At 65.2% G+C, this 16923-nt stretch carries 15 protein-coding genes; 5 read left to right on the top strand and 10 right to left on the bottom strand.

Annotation, left to right across the window (positions count from 1 at the left end; all coding sequences use genetic code 11):
• From ACPXCG_RS13805 to ACPXCG_RS13775, 7 genes are all read right to left on the bottom strand, one after another.
• Window positions 1-1224, bottom strand: coding sequence for an MCE family protein (locus tag ACPXCG_RS13805; RefSeq protein ID WP_425792529.1), 1224 nt, complete (start codon window positions 1222-1224; stop codon window positions 1-3).
• On the bottom strand, window positions 1221-2279 hold the full coding sequence (locus ACPXCG_RS13800) for an MCE family protein (protein ID WP_425792528.1): 1059 nt from the start codon (window positions 2277-2279) through the stop codon (window positions 1221-1223). The genes ACPXCG_RS13805 and ACPXCG_RS13800 overlap by 4 nt, the downstream gene beginning before the upstream one ends.
• The gene (locus ACPXCG_RS13795; RefSeq protein ID WP_425792527.1) at window positions 2272-3450 is read right to left on the bottom strand and encodes an MCE family protein; all 1179 of its coding nucleotides are present in this window, start codon (window positions 3448-3450) and stop codon (window positions 2272-2274) included. The genes ACPXCG_RS13800 and ACPXCG_RS13795 overlap by 8 nt, the downstream gene beginning before the upstream one ends.
• Window positions 3451-3455: 5 nt before the next feature.
• Complete coding sequence (locus ACPXCG_RS13790; protein ID WP_425792526.1) at window positions 3456-4307, bottom strand: MlaE family ABC transporter permease; 852 nt, start codon at window positions 4305-4307, stop codon at window positions 3456-3458.
• Between the two features lie 3 nt (window positions 4308-4310).
• Window positions 4311-5051, bottom strand: coding sequence for an MlaE family ABC transporter permease (locus tag ACPXCG_RS13785; RefSeq protein WP_203588569.1), 741 nt, complete (start codon window positions 5049-5051; stop codon window positions 4311-4313).
• Window positions 5052-5165: 114 nt separating this feature from the next.
• Entirely contained in the window at window positions 5166-6056 is an 891-nt protein-coding gene (locus ACPXCG_RS13780) for a 3-oxoacyl-ACP reductase (protein ID WP_425792525.1), read from the bottom strand.
• 95 nt (window positions 6057-6151) lie between these two features.
• Complete coding sequence (locus ACPXCG_RS13775; RefSeq protein WP_164310824.1) at window positions 6152-6340, bottom strand: ferredoxin; 189 nt, start codon at window positions 6338-6340, stop codon at window positions 6152-6154.
• 159 nt (window positions 6341-6499) lie between these two features.
• Here ACPXCG_RS13775 and ACPXCG_RS13770 point away from each other — a divergent pair, with 159 nt between their 5' ends.
• From ACPXCG_RS13770 to ACPXCG_RS13755, 4 genes are all read left to right on the top strand, one after another.
• Complete coding sequence (locus ACPXCG_RS13770) at window positions 6500-7702, top strand: acyl-CoA dehydrogenase family protein (protein ID WP_425792524.1); 1203 nt, start codon at window positions 6500-6502, stop codon at window positions 7700-7702.
• 147 nt (window positions 7703-7849) lie between these two features.
• Complete coding sequence (locus ACPXCG_RS13765; protein ID WP_425792523.1) at window positions 7850-8998, top strand: acyl-CoA dehydrogenase family protein; 1149 nt, start codon at window positions 7850-7852, stop codon at window positions 8996-8998.
• A complete protein-coding gene (locus ACPXCG_RS13760) occupies window positions 8995-10599 on the top strand; it encodes a long-chain-fatty-acid--CoA ligase (protein ID WP_425792522.1) in 1605 nt (534 codons plus the stop codon). Before ACPXCG_RS13765 ends, ACPXCG_RS13760 begins: the two co-directional genes overlap by 4 nt.
• A 96-nt stretch (window positions 10600-10695) precedes the next feature.
• Window positions 10696-11634: a type IV toxin-antitoxin system AbiEi family antitoxin domain-containing protein gene (locus ACPXCG_RS13755; protein WP_425792521.1), complete on the top strand. Its 939-nt coding sequence runs from the start codon at window positions 10696-10698 to the stop codon at window positions 11632-11634.
• A gap of 79 nt (window positions 11635-11713) precedes the next feature.
• On the opposite strand, the gene ACPXCG_RS13750 is transcribed toward ACPXCG_RS13755, so the two are convergent.
• Complete coding sequence (locus ACPXCG_RS13750) at window positions 11714-12862, bottom strand: NAD(P)H-dependent flavin oxidoreductase (protein WP_425792520.1); 1149 nt, start codon at window positions 12860-12862, stop codon at window positions 11714-11716.
• Window position 12863: 1 nt separating this feature from the next.
• On the bottom strand, window positions 12864-14507 hold the full coding sequence (locus ACPXCG_RS13745) for an acyl-CoA synthetase (RefSeq protein WP_425792519.1): 1644 nt from the start codon (window positions 14505-14507) through the stop codon (window positions 12864-12866).
• A 69-nt stretch (window positions 14508-14576) separates the two neighbouring features.
• Here ACPXCG_RS13745 and ACPXCG_RS13740 point away from each other — a divergent pair, with 69 nt between their 5' ends.
• Window positions 14577-15398 carry a crotonase/enoyl-CoA hydratase family protein gene (locus ACPXCG_RS13740; protein WP_425792518.1) on the top strand — a complete coding sequence of 274 codons (822 nt, stop codon included), beginning with the start codon at window positions 14577-14579 and terminating at the stop codon, window positions 15396-15398.
• Between the two features lie 50 nt (window positions 15399-15448).
• Here ACPXCG_RS13740 and ACPXCG_RS13735 read toward each other — a convergent pair whose 3' ends face one another.
• Window positions 15449-16918, bottom strand: a complete 1470-nt coding sequence (locus tag ACPXCG_RS13735) for a cytochrome P450 (protein WP_425792517.1) — start codon at window positions 16916-16918, stop codon at window positions 15449-15451.
• Window positions 16919-16923 lie beyond the last annotated feature (5 nt).

Here is a 16923-nt window from a genome sequence, read left to right as displayed (position 1 = left end):
TCAGCCCCCCTGCCCCGGTGTGGTCGCGGGGCCCTTCGGATATTCCAGCTTGGGCGCCTTCGGCTTCGGAGCATTGTTGTCGTAGCCGGGAACCAGCTTGAAACCGTTCGGGTTCAACGGATTCGTGTAGTTGAAGGCCTTCCAGACCTCCGGGTACTTACGTTGCAGGACCTTCATGAACACCGCGGTGTAGTCGCCGAAGGTCGGGATGCCGACCAGCGACGAGAAGTACGGCCCCGAGGACACCGCCTCACCGAGGACGTTTGCGTACGGACCGAGCTCGTCGATGGCCGATTTCAGGCTCGCCTGGTTGTCCGTGAGAATCTTCAGCACTCCGTCGAGTTTGGTCAGCACCGGGCTCAGCTGGGCATTGTTGTCCTTGATGAAGCCGCTGATCTGCGCACTCACATCACGCGTACCGGAGATCAGCGCAGCAATCGCCGCCTGCCGGGTCTGCAGTTCACCGACGAGCGAATTGGCATCCAGCAGAAGCCGATTGATCTGTTCGCTGCGATCGCCGACGATCTTGGTCACCTGATTCGCCTTGCCGAGCAGTCCTCGCAAGGCGTCGTCTCGGTCGGCCACCGACTTGGAGAGTCGGGCGACACCGTCGACGGCACCGCGCACCTGATCCGGCGTCTGCGAAAACGTGTCCGACATGACATTGAGCGCCTTGTTGAGCTGGTCGGTATCCGTCTCGGCCAAGGTGTCGGTCGCGCCCTCGAGGGCATCGGTCAGCGAATACGGCGCGATGGTGTTCTCGTTGGGGATCTCACCGCCGGGCCGGATATGATCCGGCCCGTGCGGCAGGATCGTCAGGTTACGCCGACCGAGGACGGTCTCGGTTTTGATCGCGGCCTGTGAGTCGATACCCATCATGACCGTGTCATTCATCCGGAACGTCACCTGCGCCTTGGTTCCACCCTTGGTGTTAGCCAGCGAAACATTCTGCACAGTACCGACATTGACGCCCGAGACGGAGACGATATCCCCCGACACCAGACCGCCGGCGTCGTCGAAGTAGGCCTTGTAGGTACTGATCGGGGACAGGTACGGGAGTTTGTCCACCTGCATGGCCACGATCACCACGAGCGCGGTGATCACCACACCGATCACACCGATCTGGGCGCGACTACGCCCGCCGCGCTTGTCCTCCCGTGCGACCTCTGCGTCGCCCGACGTCGTGCGCTTGTTGCGGAACATTCCGCTGAACGGAAGGCTCATGAGATCGGGCACCTCCCCCCGGGTCCGGTCGTTTGGCCCGTTGCATCGATGTTCGTCCACGAGATCTGTTTGCCGCCCGGACCACTGAAGATGAGCCGAACCTTGCAGAGCCAGATCTGCAGCCACGCACCGTAACTACCGAGGTTGGACAGCTTGTGGAAGTCACCGGGCAGCCGCTGGATCAGGCCACTCACGTAGTCGCCCCCCTTGAGGACCTGCTCGGAGGTCTTGCCCAGGTTGGCGGTCGTGGACTGGATGTCGGGTCGGGTGGCCACGAGCAGATCGGACAGTCCGTTGGTCAGCTTGGATGTCTGGGTCAACGCATTGCCGATCGTGCCCCGCTGCGCGGACAGCCCGGTCACGAGTTGTTGCAGCAGGTCGACACTCTGGTCGAGGCCCTTTCGGTCCCCGTCGAGGGTCGTCAGGGTCTTGTTCAGATTGTCGATGACCTGACCGATCAGTGCATCGCGATCGGCGAGGGCATTGGTGAACTGCGACGTGTTCGACAACAGACTGTTCAGTCCTGCGCCCTGCCCCTGGAACACGTCGATCAACGACGCCGAGAGCTCGTTCACCTCAGCCGGATTCAAGGTACGGAAGAGCGGCTTGAACCCACCGAGGAGCTTGTCGAGGTCGAGCGCGGGTTGGGTGTGCGAGGCCGGGATCTGGTCACCGGGCGAGAGCATCTTGTCGGGGTCGCCGGTGCCGCGCTGCAACTCGAGGTAGCGGTCACCGGTGAGGTTCTCGTACCGCACGAGCGCCTGGACAGAGGTGGGCAGCGGGAATTGCTGGTCGACGCTGAAACCGATCTTGGCCTCGTTGTCGGTGGTGAGTGAGACGTTCTTGACAGACCCCACCTCGACACCGGCGATCTTCACCTTGCTTCCCGGCTTGATCGCCGACGCACTGGTGAACAGTGCCGAATACTCCTCGGACTTGCCCGATCGGTATTGGCTGAACACGACGACGAGCGCCACGAACACCAGGACCATCACGACGGTGAACGCTCCCAGTTTGATGAGAGTTGCGCGGAACGCGCGGGCACGGTTATCCACGGGGCGGTGCTCCGAACAGCAATTGGAAGATCTTCGTCTTGTCGGCCTTGGGGGTGGTGCGGGGCTGGTAGGGCGTACTCGCGGTATCGCTCACATAGAACGGCACGTGCTCGGTCGAGTCCACGTTGCTCAGACCGCCTTCACACGTGGGAGGACCGTTCGCAGCCACCCGCGGGAGATCCTCGGGATATCGGTACGGTTCCTTGCCCGGCAACAGGCCGGCGTTCAACTTCAAGAGGCCGTCGTCGACACCGAAGATCGGTGCCGCCTTCTGGCCACCTTGGGCGACCGCGGTGATGAAACACTTCAGGCCCGGGGCCTGATATCCGAGCAACCGTGCCGTCGGGTTCAGGTTCGACAGCGCCGAGATCAGCGTCGACTTCGACGGCGCCACGATCCCGTTGATCGTGTTGGCCATCCCGGTCGCGTTGATGAGCAGCGCGTCGAGATTGGCGGTGTTGTCCACCAGGGTGTTCCCGACGTAGGTGAAGTTGTCCACCGTGCGCATCAGGTTCGGCATCGAGTCCGCGTACACATTCGTCACAGTGGCGGTTTGCCGGAACAGTGCATTGAGTTCGGGAAGGTGCTTATTGGTGGTGCCGACCAGCTTCGACAACTGATCGACCGCGACGCCGACCTGCTCACCGCGTCCGGACAGCGCGGTATTGATCGCACCGAGCGTCGCGTTCAGCTTCTCCGGCTGCAACTGCGCGAGTACCCCCACCAGCTGCTGATACACCGTGTTGAGCTCGACCACCACGTGGTCGGCGTCGATGGTCTGTCCCGACTGGATGGTCCCCGACGCCCCCGAAGTCGGGACCACCAGGTTCACCGCCTTCGCACCGAAGATGGTGTTCGACTTGATGTCGGCGCTCACGTTGCCCGGGATCTTCGACATCTGGTCGGACGCGATGTCGAGTTTGACCACCGCGTTGTCGCCGTTCTCCGAGATCGACGCGACCCGGCCGACCTCCACACCGCGCAACTTGACCTTGGCGTCCGGGTTCATCACCAGCCCGGCGCGCGGTGCCTGCAAGGTGACCGGCTGGGTCGAGGCGAACCAGCCGAGGAACTGGCCGGTGGCCGCCGCGATGACGGCGACCAGCGACACGACCATGACGGTCGCCGCCGTCCGGCGGACCGCTCTGCTGCGCTCCTGACGTCTGACCATGTCCCTTATCCCGCCAAGTTGAACTTGCCGTCGGCGCCATAAATGGCGAGCGACGTCAAAAGTGTGATCACGACCACAACAACGAGCGATGCACGAACTGCGTTCCCCACCGCGACGCCGACGCCCACGGGACCACCCGACGCGTTGTAGCCGTAGTAGGTGTGGATGAGCATCACGGCCACCGCCATGCAGATCGCTTGCACAAAGGACCAGAGGATGTCCGACGGGATGAGGAACGTGTTGAAGTAGTGGTCGTAGACGCCCGGCGACTGTCCGTAGATGAACACCGTGGCGAACCGACTGGCGACGAACGAGGCGAGCGACGCGAGCGCGTAGAGCGGGACGATCGCGATCAGGCCCGCGACGATCCGCGTGCTGACCAGGTAAGGGATCGAGGAGATCGCCATCGTCTCGAGAGCGTCGATCTCCTCACTGACCCGCATCGCGCCGAGCTGCGCCGTTGCACCTGCGCCGATCGTCGCGGCGAGGGCGATACCCGATATCACCGGAACCGCGATACGCACGTTGATGAACGCCGAGAAGAAGCCGGTCAGCGCCTCGACGCCGATATTCGCCAGCGAGCTGTACCCCTGCACGGCGATGGTGCCGCCGGTGAACAGCGTCAGGAAGCCGACGACCACCACGGTGCCGCCGATCATGGCGAGCGCTCCGGTGCCCATCGAGATCTCCGCGATGAGACGCAGGGTCTCCTTCTTGTAATGCTTGATCGCTCGCGGGATCGCGACGATGCTGTCCCAGTAGAAGAGGGCCTGATCGCCGATCTGATCCCAGTCCTCGCCGGCGCGCCTGGCGGCGATGCGGGCAGTGCGGAACCTGGTCGTGAACGGAAGAACCATGTGTCAGCCCGCCGTCGCTTTGAGACCGACCGCGGTCACCACGACGTTGACCACGAACAACGCCATGAACGAATAGACGACGGTCTCGTTGACCGCGTCGCCCACGCCCTTGGCGCCGCCCTTGACGTTGAGGCCCTGGTAGCAGCCCACCATCCCGGCGAACAAGCCGAAGAGCGCTGCCTTGACCATCGAGATCATCAGCTCGCCGAAGCCGGTCAGCAGTGTCAGGTTCGCGATGAACGCGCCCGGGTTCACATCCTGCAGGAACACCGAGAACATGAATCCGCCGCCGATGCCGATCGTGCAGACCAGGCTGTTGAGCAGGATGGCCACCCCGGTGGACGCGATGATGCGCGGGACGACGAGGCGGTGGATCGGGTTGATGCCGAGCACCTTCATCGCGTCGATCTCTTCACGGATGGTGCGCGCACCGAGGTCGGCGCAGATGGCGGTTGCACCGGCACCCGCGACGATCAGCACCGTCACGATCGGTCCGATCTGGGTGATCGTGCCCAACGCCGCGCCGGCACCCGAGAGATCCTGTGCGCCGATCTCGCGCAACAGGATGTTCAGCGTGAAGCTGACCAGGACGGTGAACGGGATGGCGACCAGCAGGGTGGGGACCATCGAGACCCGAGCGATCGCCCACGATTGCTCCACCGTCTCACGCCATTGAAATGGCCGGCGGAACAGCTCCCGTGCGGATTCGACCCCCAGGGCGACGAAGTCCCCAACACCCGACATAGGCGTGGCGAGCTTCTCAAACACCAACACTCCTTACCCCCCGGGGAAACCCCCGTCGCTGTACCCGCCCCGGCGAATACCGCGAATTTATCATGTGGTCAACACACGTTCTGGTCAGTCGACCAATTCACTCGCCGAGAACGTCCGGCTCGCATCACGGTCGGCAAAATAGCTGGTCAGCGTCTTCGCCAGGTCGCCATCTTCCCACGCCGCCCCCACCGCGGTGAAGGTTTCCTCGACCGTCGGAGCGGCCATCAGCATCACCTTGCCGCCATAAACCACAAAGACCTGTCCGGTCACCCTTTCGGCATCGCTTCCTGAAAGGTATTTCACCAGCTTGACCACATGTTCCGGCGCCAGCGGATCGGCGCCGCCCTCGGGGGCATCCCCGAAGACGTCCGAGGTCATCGGCGTACGCGCGCGAGGGCAGATCGCATTCGCGCGGACACCGTAGCGTTCCAGCGCCCGCGAGGCCGACACCGTCAGGGCGATGATCCCGGACTTCGCCGCGGCGTAGTTCGCCTGCCCGCCCGGTCCGAGGAGTCCCGCTTCCGAGGCCGTATTGATCAGGCGCCCGTAGACCGGCCCCCCGGCCGCCTTCGAGGCGCTGCGCCAATGACTCGCGGCGTTGCGGTTGAGCAGGAAATGCCCGCGCAGGTGGACACGGATGACCAGATCCCACTCGTCGTCGGTCATGTTGAACAACATCTTGTCACGGGTGATCCCCGCGTTGCTCATCACGATGTCCAGACCACCGAGGTCCTCGGTGGCGGTCCGCATGATCTCCGTAGCGGTCGCCGACTCCCCGATGTCTCCGGCCACCGGGACTGCCCGACCGCCGGCCGTGGTGATCACGTCGATGACATCACTCGAATCGAGTGATGCCGCAAGGTCGTTCACGATCACGGTGGCCCCCTCGCCGGCCAACCCGATCGCCTCCGCGCGACCGAGGCCCCCACCGGCACCGGTAACGACCGCTACACGTCCGTCCAACGACTGACCCACGCCAGTTCCCTCCTCAAGGCTGCAACAAACTAGAACCTGTTCTAGCACGAACGCGCTCAGACCGGAACCGGTTGGTCAGATTCCCGTCGTTCGGCTCATTCCAGGGAGAGCGCGGACTTGGGGCAGCTGGCCACCACCTGCCGCATCTCCTCCTCGCGCTCGGCGGGCACCTCTTCGTTGAGAATCACCAGGTAGTCGTCATCATCGAGATCGAATACATCCGGCGCCATGCCCACGCACACGGCATTGGACTCGCAAAGGTCGAAATCTGCCTTGATTCGCATCCTGGCCACTCCTTCGAGACTGTTCGTCTGGTTGACGGGCTGTGTCATTCAGGTTAGAACGTGTTTCAGAAGTTGGCGAGTACCACCCCGCCATTCCCCGGTTGATCACTGTGACATATCGCCGGTACGCCCAACCCGCCCGAGGACACGGAGAGCCCGATGCGCATCGCTTACACCGACCAACAGACAGACCTTCGTCGGGAGTTGCGATCCTACTTCGCGGCCCTGATGACCGACGAACGCCGAGCCGCCCTGACCGGCGGCGAAGGCGAACTCGGCGAGGGCGACGCGTACCGCGATGTGGTCGCCCAGATGGGCAGCGACGGGTGGCTCGCGCTCGGCTGGCCGACCGAGTTCGGCGGCCAGAACCGGTCCATGATGGACCAGCTGATCTTCACCGACGAGGCGGCGATCGCCGGCGCCCCGGTCCCGTTCCTGACCATCAATTCGGTCGCGCCGACGATCATGCACTACGGCACCGAGGAGCAGAAGGCGTTCTTCCTGCCCAAGATCGCGGCGGGACAGTTGCACTTCTCCATCGGCTACTCGGAGCCGGGCGCCGGCACCGACCTGGCGGCGCTGCGTACCACCGCCATCCGTGAGGGCGACGAATACGTGATCAACGGCCAGAAGATGTGGACCAGTCTGGTCCCTTACGCCGACTACATCTGGCTCGCCTGCCGGACCGATCCGAGCGCTCTGGAGCCCGGCGGCAAGAAGCACAAGGGCATCTCGATGATCATCGTGCCCGCCGACGCGGAGGGCTTCAGCTACACGCCGGTGCACACGATGGCCGGTGTCGACACCAGCGCCACCTACTACCAGGATGTCCGGGTGCCCACCTCGGCCCTGGTCGGTGAGGAGGGCGGCGGCTGGCCACTGGTGACCAACCAGCTCAACCACGAGCGCGTCGCGCTGTGCAGCGCCGCTCCCATCCAGACCGCGCTGCGGGAGACGATCGAATGGGCGCAACACACCAAGACCGGTGACGGGCAACGTGTGATCGACACCGCGTGGGTTCAGAGCAACCTCGCACGCGTGCATGCCAAGGTCGAATTCCTGAAGTTGATCAACTGGAAGATCGCGTCGATCGCCGCATCCGGCGCCTCCCCCAGCCCGGCCGACGCGTCCGCGACCAAGGTCTACGGCACCGAGTTCGCGACCGAGGCATACCGATTGCTGATGGAGATCGTCGGCCCGGCCGCGACCCTGCGGCGCGGGAGCACCGGCGCACACCTCCAGGGACGCCTCGAACGATTCCAGCGGTCCTCGCTGATCCTCACCTTCGGCGGTGGGACGAACGAGGTCCAGCGCGACATCATCGGCATGCTCGCGCTCGGACTGCCGCACCAGCGCCGATAGTCGCCAAACCGCTGGTCGAGTAGCCGCCAATCCTCACCGCTGGTCGAGTAGCCGCCAATCCTCACCGCTGGTCGAGTAGCCGCGACGAAGGAGCGGCGTATCGAGACCCCACCCACCACCACCACCACCGAAAGCAGCGCACGAACAATGGATTTCACACTTCCCGAATCCGGCGAGGACGTCCGCGGGCTCGCACGCGACATCGCCACCAAGATCAGCACCCCGGAGCGGGTGGCGGAACTCGAGACCGCCGACGCGCCGATCGACGCCGATCTGTGGCGCGAGCTGGGCACCGCCGGACTGCTCGGCCTGGAGTTGTCGACCGAACTGGCGGGTGATCGCGGTGGCGACCTGTCGGCGATCGAGAACTCCCTGGTCGCCGAGGAACTCGGTCGCGTCCTCGCACGCGTCCCGTTCACCGCCCACGCCTGTGCCGCGCTTCCCGTCATCGCGACGCGGGGCACCCCGGCACTGCGCGAGTCGGTCGTCGTTCCGGGCGCCGGTGGCGACATCGTCCTCACCGTGGCGTTCGAGGAGGACCTCGGCAGCGACGTGACCACCCCGACCACCAGCGTGACGCGGGCGGGCGATCGCCTCACGCTCACCGGCACCAAGGTCAACGTGCCCTACGCGGTGGCCGCGAACACGCTCGTGGTCAATGCGATCGGCCCCGACGGCCCGCTCGCCGTCGTCGTGTCCGCCGACGATCCGGGAGTGCAGATCACCGCCACCGCGTCGACGGGCAAGATCCCCACCGGTCAGATCGACTTCACCGATGTGACGATCGTCGCCGATCGCATCCTCGACGGCGGGGTCACCGCGGTCCACGATGTCGCCGATCGACTGACGTTGGCGATCTGCGCGGAACAGTCCGGAATCGTTTCTCGCGCACTCGAACTCACTGCCGAGTACGCCCGCGAGCGCGAGCAGTTCGGACGCGCGATCGGCTCGTTCCAGGCCGTGGCGCAGCGCCTCGCCGACGGCTATATCGACTCACAGGGACTCTCGCTCACCACCACTCAGGCGGCGTGGATGCTCGCAAACCTCCACGGCGATGCGCCGACCGGCAACGAGTCCGATCTGCGGACGGCGATCAACACCGCCAAGTTCTGGGCGACCGAGGCAGGCCACCGCGTCGCCCACACCACCGTGCACGTCCATGGTGGTGTCGGCCTGGACACCAGCCATCCGGTACACCGATACTTCCTGCGTGCCAAGCAGAACGAGTTCACTGTCGGGTCGTCTCCGGTCGTACTCGCGTCAATAGGCGCCGTGCTCGCCGACACACCGGTGTGACTCTCGCCGAGCTGCTGTCCGCGCTGTCCGAGGTGGACGATCGCGGCCTTCGCCACGACGACGAGTTCATCTCGTGGCGGTCCCACGTCGCCGCGTCGACCGCACGAGGTACCGCCCTGCGAGATCTGTTGCCCGCGGATCGTCCGCCGCACGTGGGCGTGCTCATGGAGAACTCCCCCGAGTTCAGCTATCTACTCGGCGCCGCGGCGCTGGGTGCGTTCGTCCTCGTCGGACTGAACACCACCAGGCGCGGGGCCGGACTGGCCGCGGATGTCGCACGTGCGGACTGCCAGGTCGTGCTCACGGACGACCGGACACGACATCTGCTCGACGACGTCGACCTGGGTGACGTGCCGGTGATCGACGTCGACGATGAGGGCTGGGTGATCTCGATACGCGACTCACTCCGTTCGCCGCTACTCGATCAGCGGGAGGAGTGCGACGAACCAGCCGCGAACCCCCGCCAGTCGAGTAGCCGCGACGAAGGAGCGGCGTATCGAGACCACCCCCCGGCGCCCGACGACCTGATGATGCTGATCTTCACCTCGGGCACCACCGGGGACCCGAAGGCCGTCCGGTGCACACAGCGAAAGTTCGCCGAGAGTGGCCGGATGCTCGCGGAGCGATTCGAGATCGGCTCCGACGACGTCGTGTATCTGGCGATGCCGATGTTCCATTCCAACGCGGTCATCGCCGGCTGGTCGGTCGCACTTGCCGGCGGCGCGTCGATCGCTCTGCGTGATCGATTCTCCGCCAGTGGTTTTCTTCCCGATCTCCGTCGCCACGGGGTCACCTTCGCGAATTACGTCGGCAAGCCGCTCAACTACATCCTGGCAACGCCGGAGCGTCCCGACGACGCGGACAACACGCTCCGCATCATGTACGGCAATGAGGCGTCCGCGCGGGACCGGGTTCGCTTTGCCGAGCGCTTCGGGTGCCGCGTCGTCGACGGATTCGGCTCCACCGAAGGCGGTGTCGCGATCACGCGGACCCCCGACACTCCCCCGGATGCGCTCGGCCCGCTCCGCGCCCCCACCGCACTGTTCGATCCGCACACCGGCGACCCGGTGGCCACCGGTGAGATCGGCGAGATCGTCAACTCTTCCGGTCCGGGATTGTTCAGTGGGTACTACAACGACCCGGAGGCATCGTCTGAGCGCCTCCGCGGCGGTGTCTACCACACCGGAGACCTCGCCTGGGTCGACGACGCCGGCTACCTCCACTTCGCCGGCCGGCTCGGCGACTGGCTCCGCGTGGACGGCGAGAACCTCGGCACCGGGCCGATCGAACGCATCCTGCTGCGTCATGAGCACATCCGGCAGGTCGCGGTCTACGGGGTGCCGGTCGAGATCGGCGACGAGATCGAAGCGGTGCTCGTGGTCGACGACGAGGCCCTGGATTCCGATGGCTTCACCGAGTTCCTCGAGGCACAAGCCGATCTGGGGCCGAAGCAGTGGCCGCATCGGGTGCGCGTGACCGACTCCCTGCCCGACACGGCAACCTTCAAGACCGTCAAACGCACCCTTCGCGACGTTCAGGCGCCACCCACCTGGGTCCGCGATGGTCACCGCTATCGGTTCCCTGCCGGTACGCCCTGCTGACCCGAACACCGAGAACTCCCACAAACACGCAATGCATACCGTGTTTGTGGGAGTTCTGGTAGCACAGAATTCTCGACGGACCCGATCGAGCGGCTGGTGCGTCCAATCTTCATGCATGATTTCCCCACCGGCCGTCACCGGATCACCTTTCGTCGCGACGCCCTGGCTCAGGGCTTCACCGACAACCAGCTCGCACGCGCGGTGAGCGACAAGCACCTCGCCAAGATCTGGCCCGGCGCATTCGTTGCGACCGCAGACCTACCGTCGGACCCCGAGCAACGTCATCGCCTGCGCTCGTCGGCTGCCTTCGAGCTCAGCGGCGGCAACTTTGCACTCAGCCATGAATCGGCTGCGCTACAACACAACCTGTCGCTGCTGAAACCTCAGCTGGATCAAGTACATTTCGTCACCGGACTCCGGACCGGTGGACGGGTCGAAAAGCAGCGGCACCTCCACTCGGGTCACCTCGATCCAGCCGACGTGACCACAATCGACGGCCTCGCGGTGACCTCGCTCGAACGGACGGCGATCGACGTGGCGTGTGGCGGCGAGTTCGCGCAGGCGTTGGCAGTCCTCGACTCTGCCCTGCGACGAGGTGCCGATCCCGAAGTTCTCGGCGAGCTTCTCGAGAGCCGTCGCCGGGGGGTCACCCAGGCACGCCGGGCACTCGACCATGCTGACGGGGGTGCGGAGAACGCTGGTGAATCGTGGGGGCGTGCCCAGATCATCGCGGCCGGCCTACCGGTGCCGCGCCTCCAACACGAGTTCTTCGACACGAACGGCGACTTCGTAGGGCGAACCGACTACGACTGGGTGGGCAAGCTCGCCGCGGAGTTCGACGGCATGAAGAAATACGAACGGCATCTCCGCACCGGGGAGACCCCGTTCGACGCCATGCGCCGCGAGAAGGAACGCGAGGATGCCCTCCGACGCCTCGGCGTCATGGTGATCCGCTGGGTGTGGGCCGACCTCCGACACCACCGGGTCGTTCCGATGGTCCGCGAATGGCTCGAGCGCGAAGGGATCGCCACCTGACCCGAACACCGAGAACTCCGACAAACACGCAATGCATACCGTGTTTGTGGGAGTTCTGTGTGTCTGCGAGTGCGCGGAGTCAGGCGACCGGCGACGTCAACGTCGCGTTCATCCGTCCGACCGCCTGCTCGTACTCACTCACCAGGTCGGCGATCATGTCGGCGACCGGGGTGATCTCGTTGCACCGCCCCACGATCTGACCGGCCGGCATCGCGACGACGTCCGGATCGTCGGCCGCGGAGATCCGTGCATGAGCCTCCGCGACGAGCAGGTTCTGCAGTGGCATCGGCAGCGGGTCGGGCGCATCGGGCGCGTCCCAGGCGTCGGTCCACTTGGTCTTCAACAGCCGCGCGGGTTTGCCCGAATAGATACGACGACGCACGGTGTCCCGTGAGGTCGCCTTCAGCAGCGCCTTCTGGACTGTCGACGGCCCGTCGGCGTCGGGCTCCATGCCCAGTTTGTATTCGGCGGCGGTGAGCCAGTAGGTCCCCATCCACACGCCCTGCGCGCCGAGGGCGATCGCGGCCGCGATCTGCCGACCGCTGCCCACGCCGCCGGCCGCGAGCACCGGCGCCGAATCCTGCACGGCGTCCACCAGTTCCGGCCACAGGATCATCGAGGTGACCTCACCGGTGTGTCCGCCGCCCTCGTAGCCCTGCGCGATGACGATGTCGACGCCGGCCTCCACATGATGCAGCGCATGCTCTTTGGCGCCGGCCAGCGCCGCCACCAGCACGCCGTTGTCGTGCGACGTCTGGATCACATCGGCGGGCGGTGAGCCGAGCGCGTTGGCGATCAGCTTGATCTGCCCGTACTTACGCGTGTGCTCCATCGCGATGTCCACATGGGACCGGGCGACCGAGTGCAACCAGCCCAGCACGCCGGCATCCACCCGCTCGCCGTTCGGCAGCGGCGGGACGCCGAGGTCGTCGAGGGTGCGCTCGACAAAAGCACGATGCTCCGGCGAGATCATCGAGTCGAGGTCGACCTTGCTGCCCTCGGTCGGGATCTTCGCGGGCATCACGATGTCGACGCCGAACGGCTTGCCGTCGGTGTTCTCGTGCATCCACTCGAGGACCTCGTCGAGCTCCTCGGCGTCGTTGAAGCGGACACAGCCCAGGACGCCGAGGCCACCCGCACGACTGATCGCGGCCGCCACGTCCTGGCTCGGGGTGAACCCGAAGATCGGGTATTCGATGCCGAATCGATCGGCGAGTTCGGTGCGCATGTCAGCTCTTCTCCGGGGCGCCTAGCGCCTCATCTGCGGGACGTTCCTGGGTGATTCCGGCACCCCACCGGTAGTCGGGCTTACCTGCCGGGGATCGCTTGATCTCGTCGACGAACCACACGCTGCGAGGGCATTTGTACCCGGCGAGCTCCTTGCGGACCACATCGTTCAGGTCCGCAAGCGCGGGACGCGCATCCCCGCGGGTGGCGATCACCGCGGCAACCCGCTGACCGAACCGTTCGTCGGGAACACCGACGACGACGGTGTCGAACACGTCCGGATGGGCCTTCAGCGCGCCCTCCACCTCCTCCGGGAACACCTTCTCGCCACCGGTGTTGATGGACACCGAACCGCGGCCCAGCATGGTGATGCTGCCGTCGGCCTCGAGCTGGGCCGAGTCGCCGGGAAGTGAATAACGAACACCGTTGAACTCCCGGAAGGTCTTCGCCGACTTCTCCGGATCATTGTGGTAGCGCAGCGGGATGTGCCCGGACCGTGCCAGCACGCCGACCTCTCCGCTGCCCGGTTCCACCGGTGTCCCGTCCTCGCGCAGGACATGGGTCTCGCTATCGGCGTTCACGCGTGGTCCGCCGGTGTGCGGGGTGTCCTTGGCGACGACGCCGAGTCCACCGAAACCGGTCTCCGAGGACCCGATCGCATCGATGATCACCGAATTGGGGAACCGGTCGAGGAACTGCTCCTTGATGCTCGGCGAGAACAGGCAGGCCGACGACGCGACCGACACCACGCTGGAGAGGTCGTAATCGTCCTTCACCTCCAGCGCCTCGATCATCGGCCGCCCCATGGCATCTCCGGTGATGAAGATGACGTTGACCCCGTGCCGTTCGACGGCCTCCCAGGCGGCCGGCCCGCTGAAGTCCGGGTAGACAACGGCTTTCCCGCCGCCGAACAGCGCCTGGAACACCGCCCACTGCGATCCACCATGGATGAACGGCGGTATCGGGAAGCGCACCAGCTGTCCGCCGTCGGCGCCCGCGCGGGCCAGCTCCCATTCGTCTGCCACGGGTTCGCTTGTGTACCAGTCGATGCCGCCGCCGAGAACACGCCAGACATCTTCCTGGCGCCACACCACACCCTTCGGCTTGCCCGTGGTGCCGCCCGTGTAGAGCATGTACAGGTCGTCCCCGGAACGATCCTCGAAGTCCCGCTTCGCCGATGACTCGGCGATGGCGTCCTCGTAACGGATCGCGTCGCCGTACCCCGCGCAGGAAAGATCGGCGTCGGTTCCGTCCTCGATCACGATCCGGTTCGTGATCGTCGGAGAACTCGGCAACGTGTTGCACACGCGCTCGCAGAACTGGCGCTCGTGGATCAGCACCGACATCCCCGAGTCGGTGAAGATGTGCTCGAGCTCCGCCTCCACGTAGCGGAAATTGACGTTGACCATCACCGCGCGGGCCTTGAAGATGGCGACCATCGCCTCGACGGACTCGATGGTGTTCCTGCTGTACAGCCCCACCCTGTCCCCTGGCTGCACGCCGAGATCGCGCAGTTTGTGGGCGAGCGCGTTGGACCGCGCCTCCAGTTCGGTATAGGTCCGGGACTCCTCACCCGAGACGAGGGCTGTTCGTTCGGGCATGAGATCGACCGCATGCTCGATGAGGTCGGCAATCGTGTAGGCCATGGTTCAAAATTAGAACGTGTTATCGTTTCGGGCAAGCCGCAATCACACACACATTCGCGAGGGACGACGATGACCACATTTGCCGGTTCCGACACTTCCACCGACCGGGGCCCGGATTGCCTCGTCGAGAAGCGCGGGCATGCCCTGATCGTGACGATGAACCGTCCCGAGGCACGCAACGCGCTGTCGGCCGAGATGATGCGGATCATGGTCGAGGCCTGGGATCAGGTCGACAACGATCCCGACATCCGGGTGGCCGTCCTGACGGGTGCAGGCGGCGCCTTCTGCGCGGGCATGGACCTCAAGGCGATGAACCAGAACTCCCCCGGCGACACCGCCGATTCGGGATCGTGGAATCCTGCCAGCCTGCCCGCACTGCTCAAGGGTCGCCGTCTCACCAAGCCGTTGATCGCCGCCGTCGAGGGTGCGGCCATCGCGGGCGGCACGGAGATCCTGCAGGGCACCGACATCCGCGTGGCCGGCGAGAAGGCCAAATTCGGTGTCGCCGAGGCCCGCTGGGGATTGTTCCCGCTCGGCGGCAGCGCCGTTCGGCTGCCGCGTCAGATCCCGTACACGATCGCGGCCGATCTCCTGCTGACCGGCAGGCACATCACCGCCGCCGAGGCCAAGGAGTACGGCCTCATCGGTTATGTGGTGCCCGATGGTTCGGCGCTGGACAAGGCACTCGAGATCGCCGACACCATCGCAGCCAACGGCCCGCTCGCCGTGCAGGCGATCCTGAAGACCATGCGCGACACCGAGGCCATGCACGAGCTCGATGCCTTCGAGGTCGAGTCCAAGCTCGGCATCTCCGTCTTCAAGAGCAAGGATGCCAAGATCGGTCCGAAGGCCTTCGCCAACAAGGAGAAGCCGGTCTTCACCGGCGAGTGAGCCGATTTCGTAGCAATAATCCGCGGCACGCGCGGATTATTGCTACGAAATCATGTGTTGAGCGCGAGCTGCCGTCGCGGCTCGAGGCCGAGTTCGAAGTCCCGCGGCACCATCGTGAGCCGTTCGTCGACCGCGAGTTCGTAGTCGGGATCGCCGGTCAGGTCGTACCGATGGAGCAGGCACGCCAAGACCAACACCGCTTCGTGGATCGCGAACTGCCGGCCGATACACGCCCGCAGGCCGCTGCCGAACGGCTTGTAACTGTGTGCGGGACGCTGCTTGATGTTCGCCGGCAGGAAGCGATCCGGATCGTAGACGTCGGGGTTCTCCCAGACGGCGGGATCGCGGTGCACTTGACCGAGCACGATCACCGCCCAGTCCTCCGGCTGCATCCGGTATCGATCCGCCAGCGTCGTCTCCGACCGCGGGCTCCGCGCGAACGCCGGCACCGTGGGCCAGATTCGGAGCGCCTCATCGAGGCATCGGCGGATGTAGCGGAATTTGGGTACCTGCTCGAAGGTCGGTGTCGCGCGGGGATCCGCGCCGAGGATCTCATCGGCCTCACGCTGCGCGGCCGCGAGCACTTCGGGATTCCTGGAAAGGTAGTAGAGAGTGAACGCCAATGCACCCGAGGTGGTTTCGTGCCCCGCCACCAGGAAGGTCAGGATCTGATAGCGGATGTTCAACGGGGACAGCCGCTCTCCGGTCTCCGGATGCGAGACGTTGAGCATGATGCCGAGCAGGTCGTGCTGATCGGTCGACCCGGTGCGTTCGGCGATCAGGTCGTCGAGGAGCCGATCCACATACGCCTGCTGGTCCGCGTTGCGATGATCGAGGTAGCGTCCGAGCAACCGACCACCCGGGGCGGTCAACAATCCGCCTTTGCGCCGGCCCGTCTCCAGCGCACGGATCATCGCCCCCACGAACGGATGCGGCTCAGATGTGGTGAACGACCCGAAGTCGTGACTGAACGCGGCACGGCTGAGCGTCTCCATGGTCAGCTTGGTCATCGACCGGGTGACGTCCACCGGGCCGCTCTGCCGGTCCCAGTAATCGAACAGCTCCCCGGCCGTCTCGAGCATTATCGGGTGGTACGACTGCATGGCCGCCTTTGTGAAGGCCGGCATCAGGAGTTCATGTGCGAGCTGCCAATTCGGCTCGTCGTTGTGGGCCGTGAACAGACCGTCGCCGGCGTACTGACGGAGCGCGGTGATGGCCGGCGGAAGCGCCTTGCAGAAGCGCGACTCGTCGCACAGTTCGGCCGCGAGCTCGGCGTTCGAGACGAACACGAAGTTCTGGCGGAAGATCCGCATCTCGTAGATGGGCCCGAGGTCGGCTCCCCACTCGAGAAGACTCAGCAGGGGATGCCGAGGGTCGGACACGCCGAGATCGCCGATGAAGGGTTTGCGCCGGCCGGCGTGCGGAAAGGACTGCCCCGACCAATCGTTCTTCAGTTTCCTGCCCACGATTCGACGATGCGCGCGCCGACAAAGGATGTCAATCCGCCCATGGGTGGACATTCGCG

Source organism: Gordonia sp. DT218 (assembly GCF_049847105.1).
Taxonomy (GTDB): domain Bacteria; phylum Actinomycetota; class Actinomycetes; order Mycobacteriales; family Mycobacteriaceae; genus Gordonia.
This window is presented reverse-complemented; position numbering and strand designations above follow the sequence as displayed.